12 protein-coding genes are annotated in these 18,413 nt (G+C 39.5%); 6 read left to right on the plus strand and 6 right to left on the minus strand.

The window, feature by feature from the left end; all coding sequences use genetic code 11:
* The first annotated feature begins 8 nt into the window (after positions 1 to 8).
* The 5 genes from B554_RS0114705 (at position 9) to B554_RS0114725 (ending at position 6,408) form a co-directional block, all read left to right on the plus strand.
* The gene (locus B554_RS0114705) at positions 9 to 773 is read left to right on the plus strand and encodes a LamB/YcsF family protein (protein ID WP_019458648.1); all 765 of its coding nucleotides are present in this window, start codon (positions 9 to 11) and stop codon (positions 771 to 773) included.
* A gap of 11 nt (positions 774 to 784) precedes the next feature.
* Entirely contained in the window at positions 785 to 1,591 is an 807-nt protein-coding gene (locus B554_RS0114710) for a putative hydro-lyase (RefSeq protein ID WP_002048457.1), read from the plus strand.
* 32 nt (positions 1,592 to 1,623) lie between these two features.
* On the plus strand, positions 1,624 to 3,207 hold the full coding sequence (locus B554_RS0114715) for an urea amidolyase family protein (RefSeq protein ID WP_019458649.1): 1,584 nt from the start codon (positions 1,624 to 1,626) through the stop codon (positions 3,205 to 3,207).
* The gene (locus tag B554_RS0114720; RefSeq protein ID WP_019458650.1) at positions 3,207 to 4,925 is read left to right on the plus strand and encodes an acetyl/propionyl/methylcrotonyl-CoA carboxylase subunit alpha; all 1,719 of its coding nucleotides are present in this window, start codon (positions 3,207 to 3,209) and stop codon (positions 4,923 to 4,925) included. Before B554_RS0114715 ends, B554_RS0114720 begins: the two co-directional genes overlap by 1 nt.
* A 262-nt stretch (positions 4,926 to 5,187) precedes the next feature.
* Positions 5,188 to 6,408 (plus strand): chloride channel protein, encoded by a 1,221-nt coding sequence (locus tag B554_RS0114725; RefSeq protein ID WP_019458651.1) that lies wholly within the window; start codon positions 5,188 to 5,190, stop codon positions 6,406 to 6,408.
* Positions 6,409 to 6,493: 85 nt separating this feature from the next.
* Here the strand turns inward: B554_RS0114725 and B554_RS0114730 are convergent, their stop codons facing one another.
* Both B554_RS0114730 and B554_RS0114735 read right to left on the minus strand, forming a co-directional pair.
* Positions 6,494 to 7,501: a hypothetical protein gene (locus B554_RS0114730; RefSeq protein WP_019458652.1), complete on the minus strand. Its 1,008-nt coding sequence runs from the start codon at positions 7,499 to 7,501 to the stop codon at positions 6,494 to 6,496.
* An 88-nt stretch (positions 7,502 to 7,589) separates the two neighbouring features.
* On the minus strand, positions 7,590 to 9,086 hold the full coding sequence (locus B554_RS0114735; protein ID WP_019458653.1) for a DUF2235 domain-containing protein: 1,497 nt from the start codon (positions 9,084 to 9,086) through the stop codon (positions 7,590 to 7,592).
* An 820-nt stretch (positions 9,087 to 9,906) separates the two neighbouring features.
* On the opposite strand from B554_RS0114735, the gene B554_RS0114740 reads away from it, so the two are divergent.
* Positions 9,907 to 10,461 (plus strand): TetR/AcrR family transcriptional regulator, encoded by a 555-nt coding sequence (locus B554_RS0114740; RefSeq protein WP_019458654.1) that lies wholly within the window; start codon positions 9,907 to 9,909, stop codon positions 10,459 to 10,461.
* 65 nt (positions 10,462 to 10,526) lie between these two features.
* Here B554_RS0114740 and B554_RS0114745 read toward each other — a convergent pair whose 3' ends face one another.
* The 4 genes from B554_RS0114745 to B554_RS0114760 all read right to left on the minus strand — a co-directional run bounded on the left by B554_RS0114745 (position 10,527) and on the right by B554_RS0114760 (position 18,410).
* Positions 10,527 to 12,761 carry a TonB-dependent receptor gene (locus tag B554_RS0114745; protein WP_019458655.1) on the minus strand — a complete coding sequence of 745 codons (2,235 nt, stop codon included), beginning with the start codon at positions 12,759 to 12,761 and terminating at the stop codon, positions 10,527 to 10,529.
* Positions 12,762 to 12,914: 153 nt separating this feature from the next.
* The gene (locus tag B554_RS0114750) at positions 12,915 to 13,688 is read right to left on the minus strand and encodes an HpcH/HpaI aldolase family protein (protein WP_019458656.1); all 774 of its coding nucleotides are present in this window, start codon (positions 13,686 to 13,688) and stop codon (positions 12,915 to 12,917) included.
* Complete coding sequence (locus B554_RS0114755) at positions 13,681 to 17,208, minus strand: IucA/IucC family protein (protein ID WP_019458657.1); 3,528 nt, start codon at positions 17,206 to 17,208, stop codon at positions 13,681 to 13,683. The genes B554_RS0114750 and B554_RS0114755 overlap by 8 nt, the downstream gene beginning before the upstream one ends.
* Complete coding sequence (locus B554_RS0114760; RefSeq protein ID WP_019458658.1) at positions 17,205 to 18,410, minus strand: MFS transporter; 1,206 nt, start codon at positions 18,408 to 18,410, stop codon at positions 17,205 to 17,207. The genes B554_RS0114755 and B554_RS0114760 overlap by 4 nt, the downstream gene beginning before the upstream one ends.
* Positions 18,411 to 18,413 lie beyond the last annotated feature (3 nt).

Raw genomic sequence — 18,413 nt, forward strand, 5'->3', positions numbered from 1 at the left:
ATAATGCCATGTTTTTAGATTTAAATAGTGATTTGGGTGAAAGCTTTGGCTCATGGAAAATGGGTAATGATGACCAGATTTTACCTGTCGTGACCAGTGCCAATATTGCGTGTGGCTTTCATGCTGGCGACCCACTCGGCATTTTAAAAACGGTTCGTAAAGCCGTTGAGCTTGATGTGACCATTGGCGCTCACGTGTCTTATCCAGACCTTGTAGGCTTTGGCCGCCGTAATATGGATTTGTCGCGTGACGAACTTATTGCCGATGTGCTTTATCAAATTTCTGCACTTGATGGTTTGGCAAAGGTGGCAGGCTCAAAAGTGCAATATGTTAAACCACACGGCGCGCTCTACAACACCATTGCCCATGACCAAGCTCAGGCAGCGGCAGTAATTGATGCGATTAAAATGTATAACCCTGAACTGGTTTTAGTGGCTTTGGCTGGGTCGAACTTAGTCGAGCAGGCGCGTGCGGCTGGTTTAAAAGTGGTGTCTGAGGCATTTGCAGACCGTGCTTATAACAGCGATGGTTCATTGGTATCTCGCCGTCTAGAAGGTGCGGTTTTACATGACTCGGCATTTGTTGCAAGCCGTGTGGTGTCTATGCTTAAAAATGGTGGGGTCGAGTCAATTGATGGCGTATTTACACCAATTCAAGCCGACACCATTTGCTTACATGGCGACACCGATGGCGCATTAGAAATGTCGGCTGCCATTAAAGCCGAGCTTGTAAAAAATAATATTGAAATCCGCCCCTTTGTAAATAAAGCATAAGGAAGAGCGCAATGTATAAGGATATTAAAGTCGACCCAGCTCAGCTTGAAGCCGCATTAGATGCGCGTTTAAAAATTCGTGCAGGTTTTGATAAACCGACAGCAGGTATGGCTGCGGGCATGACGCAGGTCAACATGATTTCGGTGCCAAAAGAGTGGGCATATGACTTTTTACTCTATGCACACCGTAACCCGCAAAGCTGCCCAGTGCTTGATGTGCTCGAAGAAGGCATCTATGCAACTAAGCTTGCGGCAGACTCAGACATTCGCACCGATTTTCCACGTTATCGCATTTGGAAAGATGGCGAAATGGTCGATGAAGTGACCGATGCGAGTGAGATTTATAATGCACATCCTGATTTGGTGACTTTCTTAATTGGTTGCAGTTTTTCGTTTGAAACAGCTTTGCAAGAAGCAGGTATTGAAGTTCGTCATATTCATGACGACACCAATGTTCCGATGTATTTGAGCAATATCAAGTGCGAGCCGGCAGGGCGTATTTCAGGAAATATGGTGGTTTCCATGCGACCAATTCCATCTCATCAAATTAGTGAAGCAGTAAAAATCACTGCACGTATGCCAAGTGTACACGGTGCACCTGTCCATATTGGGCACCCTGAAAGCTTGGGCATTAAGGATGTAAACAAGCCTGATTTTGGTGATGCTTCTCGTATTGAAGCAGGTGAAATTCCAGTGTTTTGGGCGTGTGGAGTAACACCGCAAGCAGCTGTTATGAACTCGAAAATTCCTTTTGCCATTAGTCATGCACCGGGTTACATGTTTATTACCGACATTCCTGACCGCGCTTGGATGGGCTAAATAGCTAAAGAAGAATTAAAAAGGATAAGCAAATGCGTTTTTTATCGGTAAACGCCGATTGTTTTCTGATTGAGCTTGCGAGCTTAGAGGAAACTTTGGCGTTGTACAATAAATTGCAAAATACGCAATTGAATGGAATTAAAGACTTAGTCCCTGCTGCAAAAACAATTTTGGTTTTTTTTAACGAGATCGAAACTAACTTTAAAACGCTGGTTGCTTCAATTCAAAGCCTCAAAGTTGATTCTAGATTTGAGCGCAGTAGCCAAGAAGTGATTGTACCGATTCGTTACGATGGCGAAGACCTTGCTCAGGTTGCCGAGTTACAAGGGCTGACTGTGGCTGATGTGATTAGAAAACATCACCAAAGTGTGTGGAATGTGGCTTTTATTGGTTTTGCGCCGGGCTTTGCTTATATGAGCAGTCCCGATAAACCTTTTACCGATATTCCACGTTTAACGGTTCCTCGTAAAAAAATACCGTCCGGCTCTTTGGGCTTGGCTGGAAAATATTCAGGTATTTACCCGAAAGACAGTCCGGGTGGTTGGCAGCTGATTGGAACCACATCGGAAAAAATGTGGGATTTAGAACGTAAAAATCCTGCATTGTTGTTACCGGGCATGACAGTACATTTTGAAGATGTTACGCATAGTCCAACCACTGTAAATGTACCGCAGCAAATCACACGTAAGGTTGAGCCGAAACAATCTCTGCCACTATTTAAGATCACTGCGCCAAGTTTACAGATGCTTATTCAAGACGAAGGACGCCTAAACCAAACCAATATTGGGGTTGGTGTTGCAGGTGCAATGGATTTGTCTGCGATGCACAGTGCTAACCGTATTGTCGGTAACCCAACCGATACATCTGTCATTGAAGTTTTAAATGGCGGTCTAAAAGCCAAAATGCAGCATGCAGGCGTTATTGCAGTTACTGGGGCAAATTCAAACATCCGAGTGAAATTTGCCGACGGTCAAACCGCAGACTTTGCAAGCTATCAGCCGATTGATTTAGATGAAGGCGATGAATTTCAAATTCTGCCACCGACAGAAGGCTTAAGAAACTATTTGGCAGTTCGTGGTGGTATCGACGTTGAACCAGTACTCAATAGTGCTTCGTTTGACAGCTTGGCGGTGTTAGGGCCAGAGCCTTTAAAGCTTGGAGATACCATTTATCAAGGGAATGTGAAGACAGCCAACATTAGCGTAAATGAAGTGGGTAAAACCGATTTGCCACAAGCTGGCGAAGTCGTTGAGCTAGATATTGTGATGGGACCACGCACAGACTGGTTTGAACAAGACAGTATTGAACTGCTCTGTCAGCAAGAATGGCTGGTAACCAATGAAAGCAACCGAGTCGGGCTAAGACTTTCAGGTGAACAGGCTTTAACTCGCAAAATTACCTACGAGTTGGAAAGTGAAGGCACATGCATTGGTGCTTTGCAGATTCCACCGAGTGGTCAACCCGTTTTGTTTATGAATGATCACCCTTTAACGGGCGGATATCCAGTCATTGGCTCTGTTGCTAAACACCATTGGGACCTGGTCGCACAGATTCCGGCAGGTTGCCGCATCAAATTTAAAAAAATTGCCGAATTTACAGATTTTGAGAATGAATGATGAATACAGAAAAATTATTGATTGCTAACCGTGGTGAAATTGCTGTTCGTATTATTCATGCCTGTCGTGATATGGGCATTTCATCGATCGCGTTATATGCAGATGATGACATTGGCAGCATGCATGTCGAACTTGCAGATGAAGCATGGGGCTTGGCTGGTGCGACTGCCAGTGAAACCTACCTAAATATTCCTGCCATTATTGAAGTTGCTAAGAAATCAAAAGCGACGATGGTACATCCCGGTTATGGTTTTTTATCTGAACGTGCCGAGTTTGCCCAAGCCGTGATTGATGCAGGCTTAAAATGGGTAGGGCCATCACCAAGTGCTATTGAAAAACTGGGTGATAAAATCGAAGCGCGTAAAATTGCTGCTTCGGTCGGTGCGCCATTAGTTCAAGGTACGCAAGATCCACTCAATAATGCAGATGAAGCTTTAGAGTTTGCTAAACAGTTTGGTTTACCGATTGCCATTAAAGCCGCATTTGGTGGCGGTGGGCGCGGCTTAAAAGTTGCGTGGAAACTTGAAGAAGTGAAAGAGCTTTATGAGTCGGCAGTACGCGAGGCAAAAGCTGCCTTTGGTCGTGGTGAATGTTTTGTCGAGCAATATCTTGATAAACCGCGCCATGTAGAGGCACAAGTCATAGCCGACCAACATGGCAACATTGTGGTACTGGGCACACGTGATTGCTCGTTGCAACGCCGTAACCAAAAGTTAGTCGAAGAAGCACCAGCGCCATTTATTAGTGATGAGATTTACCAGCAAATTTTAACCTCGGCAAAAAATATCTGTCAGGCTGCAAACTATGTAGGTGCAGGTACAGTCGAATACTTACTAAGTCGTGACGGCAAGCTTTCATTCTTAGAAGTAAATACGCGTTTGCAAGTTGAACACCCAGTGACTGAAGAAACTTCAAAAGTCGATTTGGTGGTTGAGCAAATTCGCGTGGCACAGGGCCATGAGCTTTCGATTAAAGAAACACCAAAAGCACAAGGTCATGCGATTGAGTTTCGTATAAATGCCGAAGACCCAGCACGTGGTTTTATTCCAGCCTTTGGTGTGTTAAGTTTATTTGAAGCGCCGTTTGGTAACGGAGTACGCGTGGACACAGGTGTTCGCACTGGTTCTCTAGTGTCTAGTCACTTTGACTCACTCATGGCAAAACTGATTGTGACTGGCCCAACTCGTGAGGTTGCAATTGCTCGCGCTAAACGTGCTTTAAAACAATTTAAAATTGAAGGTGTAGCATCAGTTTTAGACTTTCACCGTGCGGTGCTTAATGAACCTGATTTTACAGATGAGTTTAATGTACATACGCGTTGGATTGAAAATGACTTTAAACAAGAGTTAAAGCCGACTAAACGTGGTATTCCAAACCATCAACAGCCGATGTTACTCAGCTACATTGAAATTGATGGCAAGTTACACCGTTTAGGTTTACCAGCAGGAATGTTTGCACAAGGCCCAGCAACCGCCGCTCAAGCCCAAACGAATGAGCCAGAAGTGAGTGCCGAGCATTTACTTGCGCCTATTAATGGAGTGATTAGCGCTTGGAAAGTCGAAAATGGTGAGCAAGTGACAGAAGGCCAAGTAGTTGCCATTATGGAAGCCATGAAAATGGAAGTGCAGGTACTGGCACACCGTAGTGGTGTGATTCAGATTAGCGCAGAGAAGGGTGCGACCTGCCATGCTGAAACCGTGATTGCGAGTATTAATTAATTATTTACTTTATTGATTGTTTATTAATTAATTGAGTCGATGGTTTTAACCTTTCATTAACCAATTTCAACTTGAAAGCCTGTACTGGTTATGAGATATTTATCACAGTTAAGTGATATAAATATTGATCACTGTATTTAAAGCTCGCTTATGCGAGCTTTAATTTTTAGCCCAGTTTAAGCATTTCTCACTTAATGAGCTGGCTGCATAAAAAATAATTTGAGAATTTGGCACACACTCAAAGGCGAATTGAAGAAAGCGAATGAAAATTCTACCTTCATCTGAATATGATCAAATTCTAAAATACAGTGTTTATTGGCTCGTCATATCCATTGTGATTGGAGTCATCGCGGGGCTGGCATCGACCTCAATTTTTGTGGCTTTTGATATTTCAAATAAAGTCAGAAGTTTGCATCATTGGCTCATCTACTTTTTGCCTTTTGTGGGTTTTGGTATTGGTTATCTCATTAAAAAATATGGATCGCCCATTGAACGCGGAACACATTTACTCATAGATGAGATTCATCAACCCAAGTCCTTCATTCCAAAACGAATGAGCCCCATCATTTTTATTACATCAATTTTAACACAGTTATTTGGTGGTTCGGCAGGGCGTGAGGCACCAGCGGTTCAGCTTTCGGGTGCTTTAATTGACCACTTAAGCCATATTTTAAAAATCTCGGAAGACAATCGCAAAATCTGTTTAATCGCCAGTATTGGTGCTGGTTTTGCTGGCGTGTTTGGTTTGCCTATGGCAGGTGCAATCTATGGTTTAGAAATTACCGCTTTAGGTAATTTAAGATACTCAGCTATTTTTCCATGTTTTGTGTCTGCTCTGATTGCTTCGACCATTCCTGAGCTATTCGATATTGTTCATCCACATGTTTTTTACGTTATAAGTGAGTTTCCAGCCATTCATTTTGGCACGCTCATGAGCTTAATTGCAGCGGGGTTAGTATTTGGCTTTGCTGCACGTTTCTTTATTGCTGCCATTCATTTGGCGAGTGACCTCTTTTATAAATACATTCGTTATTTGCCATTAAGAACAATGGTAGGCGGTATTATCATTATGCTACTTACGCTGTTCACTGCACATCAGCAGTACAACGGTTTAGGTACAGATAAAATCATTGCATCTTTTTATGTGCCGATTGAGTTTTACGACTTTTTTAACAAGACTGTTTTTACCGCCATCACTTTAGGTTCAGGCTTTAAAGGTGGTGAAATTACGCCATTGTTTTATGTTGGTGCGACATTAGGTAATGCTTTAGGTGCAGTTTTAAACCTACCCATTTCACTGCTTGCAGGCTTAGGGTTAGTCAGTTTGTTTTCAGGGGCAAGTAAGGCACCGTTAACGTCTATTATTTTAGCAATTGAACTATTTGGAATGAATGTTGCCACTTACGCTATTATTACTTGTTTATTGGCAGCGTTATTTTCAGGGGATTGTGGGTTGTATCGCCGTAAAAAGTTGATGGATTGATTAAGGCTTTGTAAGGAGTTGAGTGGTTTAGGTTGCTTAGCTCCTTAGAAAAGGTTAATTAGAAGCTTATAATAGAAAGTTTTAACTAAGGAGTTTCTACTGGATGAAAGTTAAAATTATTACCAACGTCAGTTTCATCAGTAAATAAATTTTTCACTAAATTTAGATCTTGTTCGTTTTTACTAAGAGCAACGGCATATGGTTTTGTATTATCTAGCTTGTCACAGTTGCGCAGTGTTTCAGAAAAATTTTTAGACTCTAATGGGTTACAGTTCTTATCAAGTATAGGATTTACATTTTTTCTATCTACCATTGAGAAGAAATATACTTGATATTCATAATTGTCAGCATGAGAACCTCCGCAGATACCTGTTGAGATTCCGAAGTGAGAAGAGATTTCAGGTTCTGACATACAATATGTAATGATTGTACCTAGCTGTGTGTTTTGAAGATTTTTAATATTAACATCAGCTTGTGTATATTTAGAGGGGGTTAAATAACCTATTACTAAACCTAGACGCTTCGTTCCCTCATGATAGTCAGCTACAAAATAAGCATCGTTATATTGATATCTTGAAATTGTGATTGGTGGATCTATATTTTCATCACTTAGCGGTTCTTCACTAAAAGGTTGACCCATAACTTCAACTATCTTTTCTTTAGGAGAGTTTGAATTAATTTCATTTAATTTTGTAGCTATCTCTATATAATTTTTTTCTTCATTTAATTTTTCATTTGTGACTATAATTTTTTTTTCTTCATTGTGGGGATTACGTTGTTTATCTAAACAGTCTAAGTAAGCTTGGAATATTTTTACACCATATTCATTTGATCTTATATTTTTAATAATTTCACCACGACTAGCTTCTATAGATGAGGCACTCGTTTTTATGTTTAAAAAATTAGCCATTTCCCCCAAAATTTGACTTTCGGTTTTGCTATCCATTCCTCCAGAACAAATTTTTATAGCTTCTTCATTTTGATTTTTTGTATCATTTTTTATTTTTGGAATTAATACTAATAAAGTATTAACAATTATCATTGCAATAAATATTAAGAGAATAATATTTTTATAACTTCGAAAGAATTTCATTATTATTTCTCCTAAATAATTATTTTATATTTTTTTCATCATCAAATTAATAAGATAGGAGAAATACTCTCCTATCTTACATTTAAAATTATTCAACTTGTAAGCGTACGCGCCCACGATTGTTTTCATAGCAGTTCCAAGCATCGTTAGCATACGCATATAAATAACCAGACTGTTTAGGTGTATATTTACATCCATCACCAATTAAGAAAGTTTCATGTGGTATCCAATGACCTTGGCTATCGACTTTTCCATTTGCAATAGCTCCAACTAGACTAAACCAGTTAAAAGTTTGATGTCTTTTAGTAAATTTAAAATCTATAGAATGATTACCCGTTAGTTTTTTAAATAAGTCTTCTGCTTTGCCTAAAAGAGATCCTGCCACTTGAATCATTTCAGCAATTTGAAAGTCACCATCTCTTGTACCAGCTGGACCACACTTAATCGAACTATCTGTCCATTCACCTGAAGCAGTGAAACTATAGGTTTTACCTTTTTCTAACCAAATCCCAGTTTGATTCCAAGGATTCAGTGCATAAATATCTAAACTACAAGGTAATGTTCGAAGAGATTTATAAGGACTTTGCTTAATAGGTGGATTCTCCGCTCTTTCCCTGACTGAGTCATGAATAGCAATTATATTTTCTAATTGAGGAGAGCTACGAGGCAAAGATGGGAATGTAGCGAAGATACCAGTATAAGAATTATGTAAGGTATCCTGAAAAAAAGGGGTAATTTGTTGTTCAAACTTTGGATTGATAGCTAAATCAAGATGTTTTGCTTCATCAATCATCCATTTAAGTGTGATATGCGATAGTCCATGATCTTTATAGCCTCCTCCAACATCTGAATGGACGCCTGTGAACCAAACTTGTTTAGTGTTGGCATTTGGATTAGTCCATAGAGTAGGTTGAAAACTTGCACGCATTTCGTCAAGAGCTAAAGCTTGACGAGCATGAGTTATGATTGGACTTAATTCAGTATCATGGAAAGTATAATTTTCAACGCTATCAAGAAGACTTAATAGGCCAAAATAATCTGGTATACCAAGTGATCCAACTGTTTCCCATACACCAATAAACCAAATAGGCACTGGCATACTATAATTAGTTTTTAACTTCCATCCTAAAGAAATCCATGTATCTTGTGTTTCAATTTTTTTTCTATAACCCTGTTTAAATACACGATCGATTCTGTCCCATATTTCGGTTTCATTTAAACCTTTAATATCCAATAGCCCTGAATGATGTACTAACCCAGCTAAGCTTCTCACTGTATAGGCACCGCGGCTAAATCCAAAGAGAAAAATTTTATCTTCTGGCTCATAATATTCACATAGTTCGCGATATGCGCTTTTAATATTTTTATCTAATCCCTCGCCAGTTCCTCCATTAATTAATTTGTCCCATTTTGTCCCATCTGTACCTACCCCGGGGTGATAATATTTATGTTGTGCTATACCATTACTATCTAGATCTGCTAAAGAGTTGTATAGTTGTACAACGTTAGTTGGTGATAATACTCCTTGATCTTGTTGATCCGTTGTGTTCCATGTCCCATCACAGCAAATAATTATATTTTTCATTTCTTATTTCCTAATTATTATTTATTTAATAATCAACTCTTTCTAAGAAACAATCTAATCAGATTTTCTGTAAATATTCGGTTAACTCCATGAAATAAATTGATTTATTAAATTTTGTTTAAAAATTAACCTAATAAAGTCTTTTTTGTTTATTTAAACTAATTGATCAGTAAATATATTTTTATTCAATTTTAAAAAATAGCTTAAATTAATTTTTCAAATCGTAAAAACATTTATTTACTCTCAACCCAACCGCTCTACTTTAATACAATTGTCATTTCCTACGCTTGACGATAACAAAAGCGAATACTATCCTTTGCCTGCTGGCCTACATTGCCAGTCGACTTTGACAGGTCGGATAGCCAACGCACACGAAAAAGTCTCTCTTTTTTGTGGGCATCCCTGCGTGCCCCCTCTGCGGTGGAACGGGAGGGGGACACCTTCGGGTGTGCTGATCTTTTGGCTATCAGTCTGTCAACCTTCTCTCGTTTCACCACCATTATTTGACAGTAATGTGGTGAAGCTTCTTTATAGCCAAAGGAGTCCGCTATGCGTACTATTTCTTCTCATTTATTGGCCTTTGCCAAAATCTCTCTGTTCATACCATTTCAACATCCTATAAATCGGTTTAATCGACTCTAGGTTTTCTACACCTTAAGAATCGTTACGACTCAAAAATCATAGCAACAATAAACCTGAGATAGGCGAGCACACCTCTATTGTGCCGCTTTTGCATGTCTGTTTTTAGCACTCATTTTAAGAGTGATGGCATTTCTATCTCTTTTACATACAACAAAAAATTATTTTAAACGGTACAAATATGTCACCTTTAGTACTTTCTACACGTGCTTTAAAAGTTGTGAATCAGGCAATTCATTTATTCCATCAACACGGATTCCATTTAGTAGGTGTGGATAGAATTATCAAAGAGTCTGAAATTACAAAAATGACGTTTTATCATTACTTTCAGTCCAAAGCGCGTTTTATCGAAATCTGCCTACTTGTAAAAAAACAACGTCTTCAAGACAAAGTCGTTGCAACGGTTGAATATGACCAAGACTCAAGTGTGAGAGACAAACTCAAAACACTGTATGACTTACATACAGACTTAGAAGGGCCGTATTACCTGTTATTGAAAACCATTCTTGAAACTAAAAATAATTATCCAAACGCTTATCAAACTGCGGTGAGATATAGAATGTGGCTCACCAATGAAATCTATAGTCAGCTAAGAATGCTTAAAGCGTATACTTCTTATGATGAAGCTAAACTTTTTTTACAGATGATTGAAGGTGCTATTATTCAAAGGCTGAGTCATAACGATGTAGATGAAAGAGACAAGCAATTCCAATATTTTATAGCGATGTTTTTATAAAATACTCAAGATAATAAAAGCCCCTAAGTTGGGGCTTTTACTGTATTAGGATCTAATCAAAGTTCTTACCATTTATGACTATAAGTCACTTTAAGCGTTATACCATTTGCAAGTAAGTGGCTAGTGTTATCGCTCGTTCTTAGTAATTGGCTATAAAGCGGGTAGTACTTGCGGTTAAACATGTTTTCTAAACCAATGGTCATGGTGTCTTTCTTGTTAAGCGCAAAGCTACTGATCAAATCTGCTGTGGTATAAGATTTTACGTCATAGCGACCAAAACTATTTACACCATTTAAACGGTAATCTTCTGAACCAAAGTATGTTGCTTGTAATCGGTTCGTCCAAGTTTCAGTTGGACTATAAGAAACATAAGCTGTGAGTTTTAATGGTGGAATACGGAAGCCCGTCATGTCTTGTTCAGAACCGTTTTGAGGTTTTTCACGGCCTTTCATCCACGTAACACTACCGCCAGTTCCCCAAACATTAGCATCATCAAGATAATCAAGCGTTGCTTCAACCCCAGTAACTTTCTCTTTCGTTCGAGCCAGTACTAAACCATTGTTGAATGATTGCACAGCACCTAAGTCAGAAGTAGAGTGGAACACCGCTAAGCTTGAAGAGAAGTTATTAAAGTTACCTTTCCAGCCGAGTTCGTAGTTATCAACTTTTACAGGCTCTAAGAATGATGATCCAAGGTTAAAACCTTCACCAGCATTACGAATAATTAAACCAACATCAGGTAACTGGAAACCTTGGTTAAACGATGCATAAATCGAGTGCTGGTCGTTTGGTGAGAAAGTCACATTAGCATTGTACAACCATGCATCAGCTTTTACTTTTCCGCCCGGAACCGTGTAAGGATTGGTTTTGCCTAATTGTGATAATGGAACAAAGCTATCAATTTGCGCATAGCTGTCTTCATAGCGTGTACCAGCTTCTGCTGACCATTGGTCATTAAAGCGGTGTTTTAACTGCACAAAACCACCGACACTTTGCGTGGTCAGTTCAGGTAGATAAATCAGTTTTCCGATTTTTACAAACTCTAAACCGCCAGATTGATCATAAATATTAGGGTCGAAAATATCTAAAGGCATTTCGCTTTTTTCGCGGCTAAAGTCACCACCCCAAACCAATGATGTATCACCTAAAAACTCAAGGGGAGTGGTTACCGTTAAGCGGCTACCAAGTACGTTATTTTCTTGATAAATCTGGTCGACTTGTTTACCACGGTTGGCATTTGCACGGGCATCAAACGGTGAAAAACGGGTAAAGAAATCGCGATAATAAATTTGAGCATCAACCTTATTACCAAAAAAGTCTTTATGGTTATAGGTCAAATTGTAGATCTGGTTTTCGTTTTTATTTTGGTCTTTGAGCTTTAAGCCTTTAATTGCTTTGGCTGGGACAGTTCCTGCTGGAGCTTTTTTTACACTTGGGTCAGATGCATAGTCTGAGTCTTGCTCTGCATTATAATAATTTGCAGCAAACTGTAGGTATTGGTTGTCATCAATGTGATAACCCAGCTTACCACCGATGCTATATCCATTTGAGTCGTAAAGGTCGCCCTGACTTGGTTCTGGTGCAACACGGTCACCACTTGCATCGTAGGGGCTACCAATACGTTGATAACCAAAGTCGAGCGCATAATCAAAGGCGTTAAAACTGCCCGTAAAATACTGGTGAATATCACCGCTTAAAGCATTAGAACGCAAATTTGTGAGGGGTGTTTGAAGTCCAACAACCGTTTTAGCCGTAGGCTCACCGCCCGCAGCTTTCGTGGTAATTGAAATAATACCGCCCGCAGCACCGCCACCATAAATTGCGTTACTACCACGAATCACTTCAATATTGGCAATACTTTCAGGGTCAATGGCTGAAAGTCCTCTCGCTGTATCACGTGTAAGGTTCATTGGAACGCCATCCACCAAAATAAGCGCATTACGGCCACGTAAGGTTTGACCATAATCGGTAATGGTTCGGCTTGAGTCGGATAGGCCGGGTACGGCTTTGGCTAAAACAGTCGCAATGTTTCCAGACGATCCATTTTTTAAAAGCTCAATTTGTTTTTCATCTAACTTGGTGACTTGTTTGGCAGAGGTAGAGAGCTCATCTGCACGTGAAGCGGTAATGGTAATAGTAGGAAGGGCTTCAGGCTTTTTTTCTGTTTCTGTGGTTTCAGCAGGTGAAGCGGCAAATGCTGAATTTGAAAGAATAATGGCTCCTCCAAGTGAAAGAAGTGGAATGATATTTTTAACTTCAGACTTTCTTGTAAAAAGTTTATTACTTTTCTTATTTCCCATTGTCTCGCCCTGAGAGTGATTTTAAATTGAGCGAATTATAAATGAGAATCATTGTAATTAACAACATTATTAATTGCTTTAAAATAATATATTTGAAATTTATTCAATGAATTAGGGGAATAGGAATTTATTCCCCTAAAAAGGTGTGAACAGTTATGAAATGTCTTTAAAGGTATTTAGATGGTTTTGATGGGCACGGCGAATAATGCTGCGGTCATCCCCGAGTACAAAAAGCTGAACAGCTTGCTGTTTCCATGCCGCGATATCTTCAGGTTGTCGGGGAATAGCACAGAAATGCTTTTGACTATTTTTAGTCTTTATATACATCTCTTTAACTTTTTCTTTGACCAGCGGATGGCTGGTTTGCCACGGCATTCCCATCGATTGAGAAAGGTCGGCAGCACCTTCAAGAATAATATCAATGCCTTCGACTTTTAAAATTTCATCTAGTTGTTCAAGTCCTTCCAAGCTTTCAATCATAGCAATGACAACAGTCTCGTTTGCAGCCTGTTCAACAAAACTCGCTAAATCGTCCATGCCATATCGATTTAATCTGGTCGAATTCAGTCCTCTTTGCCCAAGCGGCATATAGTGGCAATAGTTCACAGCTTCTTGAGCTTGCTGAGCATTTTCAATACGTGGAAACACAATGCCTGTTACCCCTGCATCGAGCAGAGGTAGTAAGAGGTGGTTCGCGTTTAACGGCACTCTTACAAACACATCAAGAGGCATGGCTCTAGCAGCTAAAATCATGGTCTCGACTTGAGACGTACTAAATAAAGTATGTTCAAAGTCGATAATAATAAAATCATAGCCCGCAAGTGCCAGTTGCTCAACATTAATCGGAGAAGCTACGGAACAAAAGATTCCGTAGAGCGTCTCACCATTTGCTATTCGTTTCTTAAAAGAAATCGAATGCTTATTCATATTCAATTTCCTTAATAAGACTGAGCGGGTTCGGCGTGGTTTGTACTCTTAAGCGAATTTCCGGAAGAAAACGGCGGTTTGCGAGCTGTTCAATATCGATAGTGTCATCTGTAAAGTTAAACAATTCATATCGCTCACTAAACTCTGGATGAGCTTCTTTATGTTGATTGATGATGGTTCTTAACATGGTCCAGAATTTGATTTCATCGAAGTCATAATGTTCATTTAAGAAAATTGCTAACTCTGCCAGATTTACAAACCAAAGTGCATCTTGAGTAAAGTCTCTTAATTCATTTGGAGAGTGGGTTTCCAAGAACGAGTTCGGGTTAATTTTGGCATGTTCTTTTGGCGCATCTTGTAAGTTGGGTAAAAGGTTCGGCTCGCGTAAAAGATGACGGCTAAAACGGATTCCATCGTGGAAATCTTTCAAGGCAGCTTTAACGGGTAAGCCATTTTTATGAATCAGAACCATATTTTGTGCATGTGACTCTAAAGCGAGGCCGTGGCACCATAAAATATGCATGATTGGTAAATAAGCATTGGTGAGTAATTTTTCTAACCAGAACTCGATACCGTACTCTTGAATCCACTCATCGATTAAAGGCTTTTGGTCGGTATCGAGTTGCATTAAGCCCGTTACAGGCGTTGCCGATTCGCCTTCTTTTAAGTAGCTGTAAATACTTTCGCGCCAAATGCAAGCCAAAGCGCCGTATTGAACAGGAAGGGCAATCTGTTGGTTAACCGAAAGACCACCAATCTCTCTTAAAATAACAGGCTTACGCTGTTTTTCTAAAATATGGTCTTGTTCAACAATGTTATAAAGCCAGTCACTCATTTTCGCCGCATTTTGAACGGTATGCGGTGCCAATACACGAGAAGTAGAGGTATTGACTAAGTTCATTGCCAACTTGAGAGAAAGTGCCGAGATATCACTAATATTCGATAAGGTTCGAATCGATTGTTGTGGTAAGTAAGTTGGACCCTCAATATCTAACGGGATGATCAGTTGGTTGCTGATAGCATCTTGATAATATAATTCAATAATTTTATCCCACTGCCACGGGTGAATTGGGGTAAGGATATAATCTTTAAACTCTGCATTTTGTTCTTTCAATTGATCGTTAATAGTTTGTAGATCTTTTTCTGAAAAATGCTGTTTATAAAGCTGCTCTAAGTTAATGGTTTCGCTTAAAACCAGTTTGCATAAGCTGTTGTGAGTCGCTACCCATTTAACCGTAAAGCCTTCAGAAAGCTCGGGTGCATATTTCTGGTTTTCTTTTAAATCGAAGCCGATACGAGATTTAAAACTTGGATGATATAAATGCGCATTGGTAATTCGTGCTTCTTGTTCTAGGTAAGGCAAAGTTCTTAAAGGTTGAGCAGGTGCTTGGCTTACAGTTTGCGCATGTTTAACGTAAGTTAAATTGAGTTCATCATTAAAGTTTTGCCATTTAACTGGGTCAGCTTCAATAATATTTTTTAGGTCGGCAAGTAGTGTTTTTAAGTTAGGGCGAGTTTCGGTGCCTAAAGTAATATCAGAACGGACTAAGCTTGAAGGATCTAGCTTAATTCGTTTAAAACTAAAGTGTCTTTTAGCAGCGCAAGTATAAAAAACAGTATCGGAAATATAGAACTTGATTTGACCTTTAGAAAACTCGTATTTAAAAGTATTTTCAAAAATGAGTGCTTCTAGTAATTGACCCATCACGCGGTTTTCCGCGATGGTTTTATAATTGGTTTGTTGGGTTGGTTGAAGAGGACAAAGCGCTTCTGCTCCGCGATATTTATAAATAGGGTTTTCAACTTCAATCCAGATTGGATTGCCACCACTGTGGTAGAGCGTATTTAACATATTTGCCTTGATTGGTAATGTGAGTGAATGAATTAATAAGTCGCGGTACTGCTGACCTTTGGTGGTAAATTTTTCTTGTGTGAGCGTAAGACGTGTTGCTTGCCAAAGTTCAGATTCTTCAATCACCGTAACTCGTGCAATTGCACTGATGAGATGAGCAATGTGATTGATCACGAGGTAATATTTTAAAAAGGTCCAAGCATCTTTTTGAGAGAACCAAACGGTACTATCTTCAGAAATAGATGAGTCATCTTCTATCATTTCTGGAACAATGCTAATGCCTTCCATATCTCGAAGAATAAGGCGATGTGGATAGCCGTTTTTAAATTCCATTAAACTGTTTTGCATGTGCGCTTCTACGCTAATGCCTTTGTTTGCAAACAACTCAATTAATGGAATGAGTGAAACTTTAATGTACTGTTTCCACCAGAAAGTAATGAAGTCTTTGGCATCGTTCAATTGTAAGTTTTGATTCGGTGCAGCTTGCTGAATAAAGCTTAATAGAGGAATTTCATGGTTTTCGTTTTCTTCAACCAAGCCGCCTAGCATTCGGGTATTTTCTAATACATCTAGCGTGAGTCCTGCTCTATAAATAATGCCAAATGAACTTTCTAACTCTGGAATTTTGACTGTTTTTGCCTCTAACTCTGGCAGAATCACAAGATCGGGATATTGCTCGTTAATCTTGTGATTGATAATAATTTTGCTCGCATCAATGGCACGTTCCATTTCATCCATTGGGTTATTACGAATGAAACTGGTAATTCGTACATCAATTGAGAGTTTTAAGAAAAGATTCGATTGAGGTAGCCACACTGTGCGAACGGATGAGGTCGGCCATACCGTTTGACCTAAAGCGCCCAGATAGATTACGTCTTGGCTGTCTAAATGTTTCTTTAACGATGAATGTTGAAGTAAGAAATTGGCTTGCCACGGATGCGTTGGCATGAGTTCATAATTAGTGAATTTCTCTTGCAAACGCTCTTTTGCAGTTTCTAAAACTTCATTTTCAATAACATGAGAAGGTTCGGTCTCACTTACGAGTTTTTGAATTAAAGAAGAATGAACCGCAAAGTAGTGGAGTTGGAAACTTGCACCTAACTCAGGGCTATACTTTTTCATGTCTTCTTTAGAAAAACCTAAGTTGGCTTTAGAGGTCACATGAAAAGGGTGTCCATATAACATGCCTTGTTCGGTTGCTTGAAAACCACTTAACGCTTTAGTTACTGTTTGAGATGGCTTATTTTCTAAAAAGAATTTTGTGTTCTCAATACTATTGGCAATATCAGAATACAGGTTTTTATTTTGGTTTTTATCTTTAAATAGACTATTCAACTCATCTGTAATCAGCTTCACTAATTTTTTAGGGTCGGTGAGCGAGTCAAATGTATTGTCGTTTAAATTTTGCAGAACAAAACCACGTTGATATCTGTGATAACCCGTAGTTGAAAGATGCTGAACTGCACCATAAACAGTTGTGTTAGATGCATTAAATGTATAAGCAAAATACAGGGTGTCTGGTTGCTCTGCATATAGGGTGAATAAAGGAGAGTCTTGAGAGGGAATAATGTGCTCTTCAAGGTTCACTTTAAGCTCACGAAAGAAAGTATTTAGGTACTGTTCGAAAAGTTTATAAGACCATGCATCGGTTGTAATAATTGAGTTCATTCTTGTGCCTCTTCTAAAATTGTATCCATTAAGAATCTGTTCAAAATCACTACTAATCCCGCACCGATAAAAAATAGTGAGGTGCAGATTAATGCCGCGGTAATATTGAAAAATGAGTAGGTGAGCGTGATGGTGATTGGGCCAATAAGCTGTCCTAAGACAAAGGCACTATTCGAAATACCAATCACTTTTCCTTGGCTTTGAGCGCCAGCTTTTAGAGAAATGGTGTGTAAGATCGAAGGAATCAGGGCTGCAAAGCAAAAGCCTTGTATGAGTCGTAATACAAGAACTAGCCAAATATTCGAAACCCAGATCAATGCGAAAATCGTGATACCGCAAATTAAAGATGCGTAAATGAAGTTATTAAAAGAATCTCCTTTATCATCATTTCGTTTTCCCCAATAGGTTGCAGCAATAAAGGCGGCTCCCCATGAAAGCGCATGAATTGTGCCTGTTAAACTTGCAGCAGATAACGATGAATGGGTACTTTGGCTTATTTCACTAATGTATAAAACGAAGCAAGACACCAAACCAAAGCCACCTGCTTGAACCAAAATGCCAGCGCTTAACCATGAGAAAATCGTTCTATCAAAAAAAGCCGGAAGCTTGGATTTCTCTTTGGTTTTTGTGACCTCTGTTTTAACGGGATTAGTTAATACAAATGACGCAATCAAAATTAAGGTCATCACAACAAATGCTGTTGCGTTGAGTAATACTTCAACCCGCCATTGATCCATAAATATCCCGCCGAGCACGGGGCCACATAGGCAAGCGAGCGCAACACTACTTTGTAGTTGCCCAAAAGCGGCACCACGTTGTTGCTCGTTGGAAAGATATGAAACGTAAGCATTTAAAATCACGGACAGACCGCAAAACCCGAGTAAAATTCGCGCAAAAATAAATAGGTATAAATGCTGGGCGCTCGCCATGAGCAGTATTGAAATACAGAAACCAGCCAGTGAAAGTAACAAGGCTTTTTTATGACCGAATGTGTCGGATAGATGCCCCACAATTGGTGCTGTAAATAAGCTGCCAATGGCTGGAGCCGCGAGTGCCAAACCTGCCCAGATAGTGGGAGCACTCATATGCGCCGTCAGTTTTTCCATATAGAGCGGCATGATTGGAATCAGCACCATAAGCCCAAAAGTGGAAAAAAACTGGCAGAGCAAAATAATGAAATGATCTAGGCGAGATGAGTGCATGAT

The sequence above is a fragment of the Acinetobacter sp. GG2 genome (genome assembly GCF_000292385.1).
Classification (GTDB): domain Bacteria; phylum Pseudomonadota; class Gammaproteobacteria; order Pseudomonadales; family Moraxellaceae; genus Acinetobacter; species Acinetobacter seifertii.